Consider the following 13,855-nt stretch of genomic DNA (forward strand, 5'->3'; position numbering starts at 1 on the left):
ACTATAATACATATTGGTCACTTATTGTGCATTCCGTCGCGGCGCGTTAAGCTGTCGCCATGAATTCCACCACACCCGACACACCAAGCCCTGCGCGCGGCCCGGCCGGCCACGACGTGCGCGACCAGATCGTTGCCGCCGCCACCGATTACTTCAGCCGCTACGGCTATGAAAAGACGACGGTCTCCGACCTGGCCAGGGCGATCGGCTTTTCCAAGGCCTATATCTATAAATTCTTCGAATCCAAGCAAGCCATCGGCGAGCATATCTGCGCCAGCTGCCTGCGCCAGATCGAAACCGAGGTGAGAAACGCGGTGGCGGCGGCCGGCCAGCCGCCGGAGCAGCTGCGGCGCATGTTCCGGACCAGCGTCGAGGCCAGCTTGCGGCTGTTTTTCCAGGACCGCAAGCTGTACGACATCGCCGCCTCGGCCGCCACCGGGCGCTGGCCTGCCGTGCAAGCCTACGAACTGGCGATGGGCGCCTTGCTGCAGGATATCTTGCAGCAGGGACGCAAGACGGGCGACTTTGAACGCAAGACGCCGCTCGACGAAACGGCAAGCGCGATCTATCTGGTGATGCGCCCCTACGTCAATCCCTTGCTGCTGCAGCACAGCGTCGACAGCAGCGAAACGGCGGTGCTGCAACTGTCCAGCCTGGTGCTGCGCAGCCTGTCGCCATAGTTTTGCACTAATTTGTGACCATTGACTTATTTGGTTACTGGTACCAGAATGAGAACCCTGATCACTCATTCATGGAATTCTTATGCGCTGGCGCCGCCTCGCTTCATCTGTAGTCATCTCCACCTTGCCCCTGGCCTTGAGCGCCTGCGCCGACAAGGCGCAGGCCGATCCGCGCATCGCCACGCCGCTGGTGCGCGCCGTCCCGGTGCAGGGCGCCGAAGCGGGCACGCGCAGCTTTACGGGCGTGGTCGCGCCGCGCGTGCAAAGCGACCTCGGTTTCCGCGTGGCCGGCAAGGTGCGCGAACGGCTGGTCGACGCCGGCCAGGCCGTGCGCCGTGGCCAGCCATTGATGCGCCTCGACGCCGACGACCTGCAACTGCTGGCGCAGGCGCGGCAGGAGTCCGTCACGGCCGACCGCGCCCGCGCGCGCCAGGCGGCGGACGAGGAGGCGCGCTACCGCGACTTGCGTGGCACCGGCGCCATCTCGGCATCCAATTACGACCAGGTGAAGGCGGCGGCTGACGCGGCCGGCGCCCAATTGAAAGCGTCCGAAGCCCTGGCCGGGGTGGCGCGCAATGCGTTGCAGTACGCGGTGCTGCTGGCCGACGCCGACGGTGTCGTGATGGACACCATGGCCGAACCGGGCCAGGTGGTCGCGGCCGGGCAGGTGGTGGTGCGCCTGGCCCATGACGGCCGGCGCGAAGCGGCGATCCAGTTGCCGGAAACCGTGCGCCCCGCGCTCGGCTCCAAGGCCCAGGCCACCCTGTTCGGCAGGCCGGGTGCCAGCGTGCCGGCCACCTTGCGCCAGCTGGCGCAGACGGCGGACCGGCAAACGCGCACTTTCGAGGCGCGCTATGTGCTCGACGCGGCGCTCTCAAGTGCGCCGCTGGGCGCCACCGTCACCCTGCGCCTGCCCGGCGCGCATGCCGCCAGCGGCACTGTGCAAGTGCCGCTGGCGGCCCTGCACGATGCGGGCAAGGGGCAAGGCGTGTGGGTGATCGCCGGTACGCCGGCGCAAGTGACCTGGCGGCCGGTGAAGGTGCAGGGGCTGCACGATGACGGCGCCGACGTCAGCGGCCTGAAGGCGGGCGAACGCATCGTCGCGCTGGGCGCCCATCTGCTGCACCAGGGAGAGCGGGTCAGGGTCGAACCGGTGCCAGTGGCCGCCGGCGCGGGAGCGCATCCATGAGCGCGGCGGGCTTCAACCTGTCGGCGCTGGCCGTGCGCGAGCGTTCCGTCACCCTGTTCCTGATCTGCCTGATATCGCTGGCCGGCCTGCTGTCGTTCTTCAAGCTGGGGCGCGCGGAAGACCCGGCCTTCACGGTCAAGGTAATGACCATCGTCACCGCCTGGCCCGGCGCCAGCGCGCGCGAAATGCAGGACCAGGTGGCCGACAAGATCGAAAAGCGCCTGCAGGAGCTGCGCTGGTATGAACGGGCCGAAACCTACACCAGGCCGGGCCTGGCTTTCACGACCCTGACACTGCTCGACAGCACGCCGCCCGGGCAGGTGCAGGCCGAGTTCTACCAGGCGCGCAAGAAGGCCGGCGACGAGGCGGCCAATTTGCCGGCCGGCGTGATCGGCCCCATGATCAATGACGAATACGCGGACGTCACCTTTGCCCTGTATGCGCTGAAAGCCAAAGGCGAGCCGCAGCGCCTGCTGGTGCGCGAGGCGGAAACCTTGCGCCAGCGGCTGCTGCACGTGCCGGGCGTCAAAAAGGTCAATATCATCGGCGAACAGGCCGAACGCATCTACGTGGAGTTTTCGCAGGAACGCCTGGCCACCCTGGGCGTGCGGGCGCAGGACGTGTTCGCGGCACTGCACGGCCAGAATGCCCTCACGCCGGCCGGCTCGGTCGAAACGCGCGGGCCGCAGGTGTCCATCCGCCTCGACGGCGCGCTCGACGCGCTGCAAAAGATCCGCGCTACGCCCGTGGTGGTGCAGGGGCGCACCTTGGCCCTGTCCGATATCGGCACCGTGCGCCGTGGCCAGGAAGACCCGGCCAGTTTCCTGGTGCGCAATGGCGGCGAGCCGGCGCTGCTGCTGGGCGTGGTCATGCGCGACGGCTGGAACGGGCTGGACCTGGGCAAGGCGCTGGAGCGGGAAGTGACGGCCATCGGCACTGAAATGCCGCTCGGTATGAGCCTGACCAGGGTCACCGACCAGGCCGTCAATATCGGCGCGGCCGTGGATGAATTCATGCTCAAGTTCCTCGCCGCGCTGCTGGTGGTGATGCTGGTGTGCTTTATCAGCATGGGCTGGCGCGTCGGCATCGTCGTGGCCGCCGCCGTGCCGCTGACCCTGGCCGTCGTGTTCATCGTGATGGCCGCGACGGGCAAGAATTTCGACCGCATCACCCTCGGCTCCCTGATCCTGGGCCTCGGCCTGCTGGTGGACGACGCCATCATCGCCATCGAAATGATGGTCGTGAAAATGGAGGAGGGCTACAGCCGCATCGCCGCCTCCGCCTACGCCTGGAGCCATACGGCCGCACCCATGCTGGCGGGTACCCTGGTGACGGCCGTCGGCTTCATGCCCAACGGCTTTGCCCGCTCCAGCGCCGGCGAATACACGAGCAATATGTTCTGGATCGTCGGCATCGCGCTGATCGCGTCGTGGGTGGTGGCGGTGGTGTTTACGCCCTACCTGGGCGTGAAGCTGCTGCCCGAGCTGAAAAAGGTCGCCGGCGGCCATGATGCGCTGTACGACACGCCGCGCTACCACCGCTTTCGCCGGCTGCTGGGGCGCGTGATCGCCCGCAAATGGCTGGTGTTCTGCACCGTGATCGGCCTGTTCGTGCTGGCCGTGCTGGGCATGGCCGTCGTCAAGAAACAGTTCTTCCCGATCTCGGACCGCCCTGAAGTGCTGATCGAAGTGCAACTGCCCTACGGCAGCGCGATCGGACAGACCAGCGGCGCGGCGGCGAAAGTGGAAGCCTGGCTGGCGCGCCAGGCCGAAGCGAAGATCGTCACGGCCTATGTGGGCCAGGGCGCACCGCGCTTTTACCTGGCGATGGGGCCGGAATTGCCCGATCCTTCGTTTGCCAAGATCGTCGTGCGCACCGACAGCCAGCAGGCGCGCGACAGCCTCAAGCAGCGCTTGCGCGTGGCCGTTGCCGCCGGCCTGGCGCCGGAGGCGCGCGTGCGCGTCACGCAACTGGTGTTCGGCCCGTACTCGCCGTTTCCCGTCGCCTACCGCGTCAGCGGCCCGGACCCCGAGGTGCTGCGCACCATTGCCGGCCAGGTGCAGCGCGTGATGCAGGCCAGCCCGATGATGCGTACCGTCAATACCGATTGGGGCACGCGCACGCCCACCCTGCATTTCAGCCTGCAGCAGGACCGCTTGCAGGCGATGGGCCTGACGTCGGCCGCCGTGGCGCAGCAGCTGCAGTTCCTGCTCAGCGGCGTGCCCGTCACCGCCGTGCGCGAAGATATCCGCACGGTGCAGGTGGTGGCGCGCGCGGCAGGCGACGTGCGGCTGGACCCGGCGCGCATCGCCGACCTGACCCTGGCCGGCGCGAATGGCGAGCGCATCGCGCTGTCGCAGGTGGGCGGCGTCGAGGTGCGCTCGGAAGAACCCGTGATGCGCCGGCGCGACCGCCAGCCGACGATTACCGTGCGCGGCGACATCGCCGACGGCATGCAGCCGCCCGACGTCTCGGGCGCCATCACGGCGCAGCTGCAAGCCGTCATCGACAAGCTGCCGACCGGCTACCGCATCGAGCAGGCCGGCTCGATCGAGGAATCGGCGAAGGCAACGCAAGCGATGCTGCCGCTGTTCCCCATCATGCTGGCGCTGACCCTGCTGATGATCATCCTGCAGGTGCGCTCGATCTCGGCGATGGTGATGGTGTTCCTGACCAGCCCGTTGGGCCTGATCGGCGTCGTGCCCACCTTGCTGCTGTTCCAGCAGCCGTTCGGCATCAATGCGCTGGTCGGCCTGATCGCGCTGTCGGGCATTTTGATGCGCAATACCCTGATCCTGATCGGCCAGATCCACCAGAATGAGGCGGCCGGCCTGGCGCCGTTCGACGCCGTGGTCGAAGCGACCGTGCAGCGCGCGCGTCCCGTGATCCTCACGGCGCTGGCGGCCATCCTGGCCTTTATTCCGCTGACCCATTCGGTATTCTGGGGCACCTTGGCCTATACCCTGATCGGCGGCACGTTTGCCGGCACGGTGCTGACCCTGGTGTTCCTGCCGGCCATGTATGCGATCTGGTTCAGGATACGGCCGCAGGCAAGGGTGGTGTAGATTGAAAACAGCGGGCCGGAGACGCGGGCCTGAGAAAATGCCGATGGCGGCGTTGCGGCTTCCTTGCCGTACTGGCGTACTGTCTGCGTCGCCGCGCCTAGCCCTCGACATTTTTCAGGTCCGCTTGGCCCGGGGGCCTGTCTTTCTGACTTGGGCCGTTTCGTGGCTTGCCGGTTTGCTTGTTTGCTTGTTGCTTGCTACTTGTTGCTGGTCTCTTTCTCTAGGTTCCGGCGGCATCCTGCCGGTAGCGCGCCGGCGGCAGTTCGAACTGGGTCTTGAAGAAGCGGGTAAATGCGCTTTGCGAGGAAAAACCCAGGCGCTCGCTGATTTCCACCACGCTCAGGCTCGTTTCGCGCAGCAAACGGCGCGATTCGCGGCTTTTCGCGCGCAATTCCAGCGCGCGGAACGAGGTCTGTTCCTGCTGCAGCTGGCGCTGCAAGGTCCAGCGGTTCATCGCCAGACCGTCGCACAGGGCCGGCAGCAATGCGGTGCCATCGGCGTCCCCGGCGTCTTGCCGGCCCAGCAAATCGATGATCGCCTGCTCCACGCGGGCCGAAAACAGCTGCGCTCCCTGCAATTGCTGCAATTGCCCCTGCGCGTAGCACAGCGCGTGCGGCGCCAGCATGGCGTTGAACTGGGCGAAGGGACGGTCCAGCGCAGGCGCGTCGAACGTCAGGGTGTTGCGCGCCTGGCCGAAGGTGACGGCGGCGCCGAAGCATTCGGCAATGGCCGGCGCGAACCACGGCGCCTTGCCCTGGAAGCCGGCATGGAAGGCGGTGGGTGTGCCGTCGTCGTAGGCGCGCGCCACCAGCGACAGCATGCGGAAATTGGCCAGCGCCTGCATGGCGCCCCCCAGCTGGCAGAATTCGGACAGGTATTCGATCTCGATGCGCGTGCCATTTTCACTCATCAGCATGAAGTCGAATTCGCCGATCAGGCCCCGCAAGTGCAGCAGCTCGTGCAGCGCGCTGCGCAGGGTGGGGCGATTGAAGCAGACGTGGGCGATGCCCGAGTAATGCGCGAACCAGTGCGTCACGTCGAGATCGAGCAGACCGCGGTGCTGCGGCAGCTGCTGGGCGTAGGCCGTCATGCGGCGGTGCCGCTCGGCGTTGATGCGGCCGCCCGGCTCGTTCAGCTGCGCCGGCGTGATGCCCGTCTGGCGAAAAAAGTCGGCGGGATCGTGGCCATCGGCCTGCATGGCGCGCGCGCATTGCTGCGCGATGCGGTTCGAAACCGTGCGCGTGTCGGGTTTGTGCAAGGCTGTCTCCTGCTTATTCAGCGTATTCCGTTTGTTGTAGTAATTTTTCACAAATATTAGCACTTTGTAGGAGATTGTTGGTTGTTGTGCCATCTAACCAAAAATTGTTCTCGCGGGTATAAAACGCGTGCTGCGCAGTCAAGAAACTCACGCATTCTCACGCTATATTGTTTTCGGCCGGCCTTGCTGCCGCGCCTTGATACCTACAAAAACAGTCTTGGAGATAATGATGAATTGCACTTTGAAACCGATGGCCCGCGTGGTCGCCGGCTGCGTCGCCACGCTTGCCCTGGCCGCTTGCGGCAACAACCACACCGGCAGCGAGGGATACACGCAGCCCGTGTTCGGCGCCACCACCTACACCCAGCTCAAGGTTGACGGCTATACCTTCAAGGACATGAACCGCAACGGCAAGATCGACCCGTACGAAGACTGGCGCCTGCCGGCCGAGGCGCGCGCGGACGACCTGTTGTCGCGCATGAGCCTCGATGAAAAGGCGGGCCTGATGATGCACGGCACGGCGCCCACCGTGGCCGACCCCACCGGCATCGGCCTGGGCGGCGCCTACGATTTGACGGCGCTGCAAGACCTGATCGTCAAGCAATACGTCAATACCTTCATCACCCGCATGGCGGGCGACACGGCCAATATGGCTGCCCAGTACAACAAGGTGCAGGCCCTGAGCGAAACCTCGCGCCACGGCATTCCCGTCTCCATCAGCACGGACCCGCGCCACCATTTCCAGTACACGGTGGGCGCCAGCGCCGGTACCAAGGGTTTCTCGCAGTGGCCGGAAACCCTGGGCCTGGCCGCCATCGGCGACGATGCGCTGGTGCGCCGCTTCGGCGACATCGCGCGCCAGGAATACCTGGCCGTCGGCATCACGCAAGCGCTGTCGCCGCAGGCGGACCTGGCCACCGAGCCGCGCTGGTCGCGCATCAACGGCACCTTTGGCGAAGACGCGGACCTGGCCAAGCGCATGGTGCAGCACTATATCGAGGGCTTCCAGGACGGCAACACGGGCTTGCATGACGGCAGCGTGGTGGCCGTCGTCAAGCACTGGGTCGGCTATGGCGCCACGAAAGAGGGCTTCGACGGCCACAATTACTATGGCCGCTACATGACCTACCCGGGCAACAACTTCGCCTACCACGTGAAACCGTTCGAAGGCGCCTTCACGGCCAAGGCGGCTTCCGTCATGCCGACCTACGCCCTGCCGGACGGCAATATCACCATCGACGGCATCACCCTGGAACAAGTGGCGGCCGGCTTCAGCAAGACCATGCTGACGGATCTGCTGCGCGGAAAATACGGTTTCGAGGGCGTGATCCTGTCCGATTGGGGCATCACGTCCGACTGCGACGCCAACTGCCGCAACGGCACGGCGCCTGGCGTCGCGCCTTCCTTCATCGGCTTCGGCACGCCGTGGGGCATGGAAGACGCCACCAAGGCCGAGCGCTACGTGAAGGCCGTGACGGCGGGGATGGACCAGTTTGGCGGCGTGACGGAAGCGCCGTACCTGACGCAAGCGGTGCAACGGGGCCAGCTGACGGAAGCGCGCATCGACGCGTCGGCGCGGCGCATCCTGATCCAGAAATTCAAGCAGGGCCTGTTCGAGCATCCGTTCGTCGATGCGGCCAAGGCGGCCGCCACCGTGGGCAAGGCGGACTTCATCGAAGCGGGCCTGGAAGCCCAGCGCCGCTCGCTGGTCTTGCTGGAAAACAAGGACAAGGTCTTGCCGCTGGCCGCCACGGTCAAGAAGGTCTACCTGTACGGCATCGATGCGGCCGTGGCGCAGCAGTATGGCTACACGGTGGTCGCCACGCCGCAGGAAGCGGACGTGGCCCTGCTGCGCGTGGCCGCGCCGTATGAAACCCTGCACCCGAACTACATCTTCGGCAGCATGCAGCACGAGGGCCGCCTCGATTACGTCGATGGCAACGCCGACTATGAAGCGATCAAGAATGCGGCCAAGTATGCGCCGAAGACGGTCGTCACCGTGTACCTGGACCGCCCGGCCATCCTAGGCAACGTGCAGGACAAGGCCAGCGCCATCCTCGCCAACTTCGGCGTGAGCGACGGCGCGCTGTTCGATGTCCTGACGGGCAAGGCCAAGCCGCAGGGCAAGCTGCCGTTCGAGCTGCCGTCGTCGATGGCCGAAGTGCAGGTGCAGAAATCGGACGTGCCGTATGACACGGCCCATCCGCTGTACAAGTTCGGCTACGGGCTGGCTTACTAAACCGTCCCTGTTGTCAACGCACGAAAATCCAGCTGCGCTCCCGTGCGGAGCGCAGCGCGGCATCGATCAGCCGGTCGACTTCGTAGCCGTCGCGGAAGGTGGGCCAGACGGGCGCGCCGCTGGCGATAGCCTGCAGAAAATCGCGCGCTTCGATGACGATCTGCTCGTTGTACCCGGTGCCGTGCCCCGCGCCCTGGCTGAACGCCAGGTAGTCGGGGTGGGCGGGCCCCATCAGCAGGCGCTGGAAACCCTGGCGCTGCGCGGGACGGCCGGCGTCGTACAGCCACAGTGCATTCTGGTCTTCCTGATCGAAGGCGATCGCGCCTTTGGTCCCCGTGATGCGGTAGGTGTAGCCCATCTTGCGCCCGGCCGCCACGCGGCTGAAGGTGAGGGCGCCGAGCGCGCCGCTGGCAAAGCGCAGCATTACATTGCCCTGGTCGTCGTTTTCCACCGCTTCCATGCCGTGCGGGCCTTGGCGTTGCGCGTGCACGGTGTTCATGTCGGCCACCAGCGCGTCGACGGGACCGCCCAGGCGCAGGGCCAGGTTGAGCAGGTGCGAGCCCACGTCGGCCAGCGCGCCGGCGCGCGTTGCCGTCGCTTCGCGCGTGCGCCACGAAGCGCGCGCGCGCGGGTCGTGCAGGTAGTCTTCCACGTGTTCGGCGGCGACGTGGATGATCTCGCCGATCTCTCCCGATTCGATGATCTGCCGCGCCAGCTGGCTGGCGGGCGTGCGGATGTAGTTATAGCCGACCATATTGGCCACGCCCGCGCTTTCCGCCGCCTGCGCCAGCAGCAGCGATTCGGCGGCCGTCATGCCCAGCGGCTTTTCGCAGAATACGGGTTTGCCCAGGGCCAGCGCCGCCAGCACGATGTCCTTGTGCGTGGCCGGCGGCGTGGCGACGATGACGGCGTCGATGGCGGGATCATTGACCAGCGCGCGCCAGTCGCCCGTGGAGCGGTTCCACCCCAGTTCCTGCGCGCTGCGCGCCGCACTCTGTTCGCTGCTGGTGGCGATGCAGGCGCACACGGGATTCAGCGCCGTGTGAAAAATGCTGCGCACAGTTTTATAGGCGATGGTGTGGGCCTTGCCCATGTAGCCGGCGCCGATCAGGCCGATGTGGATGTCTTGCATATGCGGGTACTCCGTTCGTGTCGCGGTGAGGGATTCAGGCTTGCCGGCGCCAGGCGTGGCTGTCCAGCGCGTCGATAAAGCGCGCAGCGGGCCAGTCTTGCGCCAGCGCTTCGTGCATCAGCTGCTGCTGCGTGGGCGGCGCCATGCCGGCGATGGGCTGGTCGCGGTCGAGGTTGCAGGGGAAGGCATAGCCTTCGGCGCAGGCGGCAATCGCGTGGCTGATGCCAATGTCATCCAGGACTCCCTGCGCGCGCAGCGCCTGCAGGGCCGGATACAGTGCGGCGCTCATGGCGCGGCGGTCCAGCGCTTCCATGGCGCGCCCGAACGGCGACGCCACTTGCAGCAGGTTGGCCATGCGGCGGATGTCGGACGAGCGGTTATGCCCGGCCGCGTGGAACAGGGCGGGGTTGAAGAACACGGCGTCGCCTTGGGACAGGGGCAGCTGCACGCAATGCTGCGCAAAGTAGTCGCGGAATGGCCGCTGCTGCCAGGCGAGAAAACCGGCGCGGTAGCGCTGCGACCCGGGCAGGTACAGGGTGGGGCCCGATGCCAGCGGCATGTCGCAATGGGCGACGGCGCCCTGCAAGGTCAAGAGGGTCGACATCTGGTGCACGGGCGCGGGATAGGCGGCGCAGCTGGCGGCGCTCTGGAAGCCCAGGTGATAGTCGCGGTGCGGCGCCTGGGCCGCTCCGCCCGGGTTGACGACATTGACTTGCGCCGTCATCTGGTAGGCGGGACCCAGCCAGGCCTCGGCGATCCACGCGAAAACGGGGTTGGCGTAATAGCGCGCGAACGCCTCGGGTGCCCGCAGACACAGTTTTTGCTGGGCGTTCCAGATGCGGTCATTCGCGCCTGGTTTGGCGAAATGGTCTCCGCCCGCCTGGCCGCTCGCATGCTGCTCGGCGATCAGCGCGCGAAACACGCCGCTTACCTGTTCCAGCGTGTCCATGTCGGCGACGGCGCGTTGCAGCACGATGACGCCGGGACCATCCATCAGCGCCCGGCCCCATTCGGCCTGCAGCGCGCGCAGCGACACCGCACTGGCGGCCAGCGCGCGCACCCGGTCGCAGTCGTAGACGAGAATGTTTTCTTTCACCGCGGCGGCGTGGGGATAGTCGGCCAGCGCCGTGCATAGGCTGACGGTGGCGATGAAATCCTGCAGATCGCAGTTTTCTGATGCCAGCCAGAAGGGGCTGGGCGGCGCTGCGGCGGCGTCTGTGGTGGGCATGCGGTGTCTCCGTTGTTTAAGTTGTAGAATCAGTATAGGGATGAAAATCCGCATTTTTCATCAAAAAATCCATCAAAAAACCATCAATCTGAATTGGATATGGCATGACGCATCCGTTCCCCGTCAAGGTCGTGGCGCTGCAGGCCGGCGTCAGCGTGGCCACCGTCGACCGCGTGATCAAGCAGCGCGGCGGCGTGCACGCCAATACTGTGCGCCGCGTGATGCAGGCGCTCGATGAACTGGCGCGGCAAAGCACGCAGGTGGGCCTGGCCGGCAGAAAATTCATGCTCGATGTGCTGATGGTGGCGCCGCGCCGCTTCACGGACGCCGTGCGGGCCGCGCTGGAGGTCGAATTGCCGTCGCTGCATCCGGCCGTGCTGCGTTCGCGCTTTCACCTGCATGAAACCCTGGAGGTGGACGGCATCGTCGACCTGCTGGAGCGCATCCGCAAGAACGGCAGCCACGGGGTGCTGCTGAAAGCACCGGACTTGCCAGCGGTGGCGGAAGCGGTGAACCGGCTGGCGGCGGCCGGCATCCCCGTCGTGACCCTGGTGACGGACTTGCCAGGCTCCGCGCGCCGCAGCTACGTGGGCATGGATAACCGCGCGGCGGGCGAGACGGCCGCCTGCCTGGTCGGCCAGTGGCTGGGCGCGGGCAGGCGTCCAAGGAAACAGCAGGTGCTGGTAACCTTGAGCAGCAACCGTTTTCATGGCGAGGAAGAGCGCGAGATCGGCTTTCGCCGCGCGCTGCGCGAACGTCACCGCCATTTATCCATCGTCGAAGTGAGCGAGGGCCACGGCATCGACGGGGCCACGGGGGCGCTGGTGCGTCTAGCCCTGGCAGATCATCCGGGCATCGCCGCCGTGTATTCGATCGGCGGCGGCAATGCCGCCATCGTGCAGGCCTTTGCGCGAGCGGGCCGGCCCTGCCAGGTCTTCATCGGTCACGACCTCGATGCGGACAACGTGGCGCTGCTCAAGTCGGGCGCCATCCAGGCCGTGCTGCACCACGACCTGGGCCAGGACATGCGCCGCGCCTGCCAGGAAATCCTGCGGGCGCAGGGCGCGCTGCCGGCCCTGGCGCAATCGCCGTCACTGTCCGCCATCCAGATCGTCACGCCGTGGAATCTGCCTGCCCTGAACGGGGTGAATTGACAGGCCTGCGAGGCTGGCCGATACTCGCCGCTTCGCTCATCGTTCACCTCAGGAAGGAATCCCCCGATGTCCGTCACGCCGAAATTGCAGCAGACCGTACTTGCCGCCGCGCTTGCAGCCGCGCTGGCCATGCCCGCCATGGCGGCCGACCCCGTCGTTTCCGCAGCGGCTTCCGCGTCGTCCGCCTGGGTCGAGGCCAGCAACCGCAACGCGGCCATCGTGCTGGCGGCGCAGGCGCAGTTCTCGCCCGAAGACGCGTCCGACAGGGGCCTGGCCCAGTACGACGGCATGGCCGCCGACCTGGGGCCGGACATCATCGGGCGCCAGGTCGCGGCCATGCGGAAGGCGCGCGCGCAGTTGCAGCAGAAGCTGGAACTGGAACGCGACGAACGCATACGCCAGGACCTGGAAATTCTGATCGGCGCCGTCGATCAGGAAATCGCCGGCACCGAGCTGGAAGCCAGATACACCCTGCCGTGGGTCGATGTGCCGCAGATGGTCTTTGGCAGCATGCAAAGCCTGCTGCAGGAGCAGCGCCCGGCCGCGCGCCGCGCCAAGGCGCTTGAGCGCCTGCGGCGCTATGTGGGCCAGTTCCCGGGCAGCACGCCGATCACGCAGCAGGCGAAGGCGCGCTTCACGGAGAAAATCGGCACGCCTGGCCTGGCCGGTCCCGTGCGCCTGCAGGTGGCGCAGTCGCTGGAAAACGTGCCCACGTATATCGCCGGCATCCGCAAGCTGTTCGCCGACATGAAGATCGCAGGTGCCGAACCCGCGCTGGCCGCCATGGAGCAGCAGCTGAACGACTATGCGGCATGGGAAAAGCAGGTGGTGCTGCCATTGGCGCGCACGGATTTCCGCATGGCGCCCGAGCTGTATGCGTTTCGCCTGAAGCAGGTGGGCATCGACATCGAGCCGCACGCGCTGGTGGAACGGGCGCAGGTGGCCTACCTGGAAACGCGCGCCGCCATGCAGGCGCTGGCGCCCGTGGTAGCGGCCAGGCTGGCCTTGAAGGGCGTCGACGGTAGCGACTACCGCCAGGTGCTGCGCGCGCTGAAGAGCGATTCGATCCCGAACGCGCAGCTCGAAGCGCACTACAAGGGCGTCAATACGCAGCTCGAGGAACGCATCGCCCGGCAGCGCGTGGTCGATATCCCTGCGCGCGCCATGACCATGCGCCTGGCGTCCGCCGCCGAATCGGCGGCCCAGCCGGCGCCGCATATGCGTCCGCCTCCGCTGATCGGCAATACGGGAGAGCACGGCCAGTTCGTCCTCCCCGTCAGCAATCCGGCCGCCAGCGGCAAGGGCGAAGCGTATGACGATTTCAATTTCGCGGGCGCGGCCTGGACCCTGAGCGCGCACGAGGGCCGTCCCGGCCACGAGCTGCAGTTCAGCGCCATGGTGGAGCGGGGCGTGTCGCAGGCGCGCAGCCTGTATGCGTTCAACAGCGTCAACGTGGAAGGCTGGGCGCTGTACGCGGAAGCGGAGATGATCCCGTACGAGCCGGCCGAGGGCCAGTTCATCGCGCTGCAGTTCCGCATGCTGCGCGCGGCGCGCGCCATGCTCGACCCGATGCTGAACCTGGGACAAGTCACGCGTGAAGAGGCGGGGCGCATCCTGACCGACGAAGTGATGCTGTCGAAACCGATGGCGCGCCAGGAGCTGGACCGCTACACCTTCAACATGCCGGGCCAGGCGGGCAGCTATTTCTACGGCTATACGCGCATCCTGCAGCTGCGCGCGGAAACGGAGCTGGCGCTGGGAGACCGATTCGACCGCCTGGCCTTCAACAACTTCCTGCTGGGACAGGGCTTGCTGCCGCCGGACTTGCTGGCCAAGGCCGTGCGCGAACACTTCATCCCCGGGCAGAGAAAAGCGAAGGGCTGACGGCGGGCGACTCGCACCGCATACCC

The 13,855-nt window shown here is 66.5% G+C and carries 9 protein-coding genes; 6 read left to right on the top strand and 3 right to left on the bottom strand.

The genetic code is table 11. The features are described from left to right. Positions 1–59 precede the first annotated feature (59 nt). The 3 genes from AC1Q6X_RS04995 (at position 60) to AC1Q6X_RS05005 (ending at position 4,934) form a co-directional block, all read left to right on the top strand. The gene (locus tag AC1Q6X_RS04995; protein ID WP_070218495.1) at positions 60–680 is read left to right on the top strand and encodes a TetR/AcrR family transcriptional regulator; all 621 of its coding nucleotides are present in this window, start codon (positions 60–62) and stop codon (positions 678–680) included. Between the two features lie 82 nt (positions 681–762). After that, entirely contained in the window at positions 763–1,869 is a 1,107-nt protein-coding gene (locus AC1Q6X_RS05000; protein ID WP_492495474.1) for an efflux RND transporter periplasmic adaptor subunit, read from the top strand. After that, the gene (locus tag AC1Q6X_RS05005) at positions 1,866–4,934 is read left to right on the top strand and encodes an efflux RND transporter permease subunit (RefSeq protein WP_492495476.1); all 3,069 of its coding nucleotides are present in this window, start codon (positions 1,866–1,868) and stop codon (positions 4,932–4,934) included. Before AC1Q6X_RS05000 ends, AC1Q6X_RS05005 begins: the two co-directional genes overlap by 4 nt. Before the next feature lie 220 nt (positions 4,935–5,154). Here the strand turns inward: AC1Q6X_RS05005 and AC1Q6X_RS05010 are convergent, their stop codons facing one another. Beyond that, positions 5,155–6,192, bottom strand: coding sequence for a helix-turn-helix transcriptional regulator (locus AC1Q6X_RS05010; RefSeq protein WP_492495478.1), 1,038 nt, complete (start codon positions 6,190–6,192; stop codon positions 5,155–5,157). 226 nt (positions 6,193–6,418) lie between these two features. Here AC1Q6X_RS05010 and AC1Q6X_RS05015 point away from each other — a divergent pair, with 226 nt between their 5' ends. After that, on the top strand, positions 6,419–8,431 hold the full coding sequence (locus tag AC1Q6X_RS05015; protein WP_492495480.1) for a glycoside hydrolase family 3 protein: 2,013 nt from the start codon (positions 6,419–6,421) through the stop codon (positions 8,429–8,431). A 13-nt stretch (positions 8,432–8,444) separates the two neighbouring features. On the opposite strand, the gene AC1Q6X_RS05020 is transcribed toward AC1Q6X_RS05015, so the two are convergent. Both AC1Q6X_RS05020 and AC1Q6X_RS05025 read right to left on the bottom strand, forming a co-directional pair. Then, entirely contained in the window at positions 8,445–9,563 is a 1,119-nt protein-coding gene (locus AC1Q6X_RS05020) for a Gfo/Idh/MocA family protein (RefSeq protein WP_492495482.1), read from the bottom strand. Positions 9,564–9,597: 34 nt separating this feature from the next. Continuing rightward, positions 9,598–10,791 carry a phytanoyl-CoA dioxygenase family protein gene (locus tag AC1Q6X_RS05025; RefSeq protein ID WP_492495484.1) on the bottom strand — a complete coding sequence of 398 codons (1,194 nt, stop codon included), beginning with the start codon at positions 10,789–10,791 and terminating at the stop codon, positions 9,598–9,600. Positions 10,792–10,895: 104 nt separating this feature from the next. Between AC1Q6X_RS05025 and AC1Q6X_RS05030 the strand changes: the two genes are divergently transcribed. Continuing rightward, complete coding sequence (locus AC1Q6X_RS05030) at positions 10,896–11,945, top strand: LacI family DNA-binding transcriptional regulator (RefSeq protein WP_070312293.1); 1,050 nt, start codon at positions 10,896–10,898, stop codon at positions 11,943–11,945. Positions 11,946–12,011: 66 nt separating this feature from the next. Beyond that, the gene (locus AC1Q6X_RS05035) at positions 12,012–13,829 is read left to right on the top strand and encodes a DUF885 domain-containing protein (protein ID WP_492495487.1); all 1,818 of its coding nucleotides are present in this window, start codon (positions 12,012–12,014) and stop codon (positions 13,827–13,829) included. Positions 13,830–13,855 lie beyond the last annotated feature (26 nt).

The sequence above is a fragment of the Janthinobacterium sp. GW823-FHT06H09 genome (assembly GCF_058794735.1).

Bases quoted from the DNA above. Each gene is read 5' to 3' on its own strand.
- AC1Q6X_RS05015 (WP_492495480.1), top strand. From the start codon at position 6,419: ATGATGAATTGCACTTTGAAACCGATGGCCCGCGTGGTCGCCGGCTGC.
- AC1Q6X_RS05035 (WP_492495487.1), top strand. From the start codon at position 12,012: ATGTCCGTCACGCCGAAATTGCAGCAGACCGTACTTGCCGCCGCGCTT.
- AC1Q6X_RS05025 (WP_492495484.1), bottom strand. From the start codon at position 10,791: ATGCCCACCACAGACGCCGCCGCAGCGCCGCCCAGCCCCTTCTGGCTG.
- AC1Q6X_RS05020 (WP_492495482.1), bottom strand. From the start codon at position 9,563: ATGCAAGACATCCACATCGGCCTGATCGGCGCCGGCTACATGGGCAAG.
- AC1Q6X_RS05005 (WP_492495476.1), top strand. From the start codon at position 1,866: ATGAGCGCGGCGGGCTTCAACCTGTCGGCGCTGGCCGTGCGCGAGCGT.
- AC1Q6X_RS05030 (WP_070312293.1), top strand. From the start codon at position 10,896: ATGACGCATCCGTTCCCCGTCAAGGTCGTGGCGCTGCAGGCCGGCGTC.
- AC1Q6X_RS04995 (WP_070218495.1), top strand. From the start codon at position 60: ATGAATTCCACCACACCCGACACACCAAGCCCTGCGCGCGGCCCGGCC.
- AC1Q6X_RS05000 (WP_492495474.1), top strand. From the start codon at position 763: ATGCGCTGGCGCCGCCTCGCTTCATCTGTAGTCATCTCCACCTTGCCC.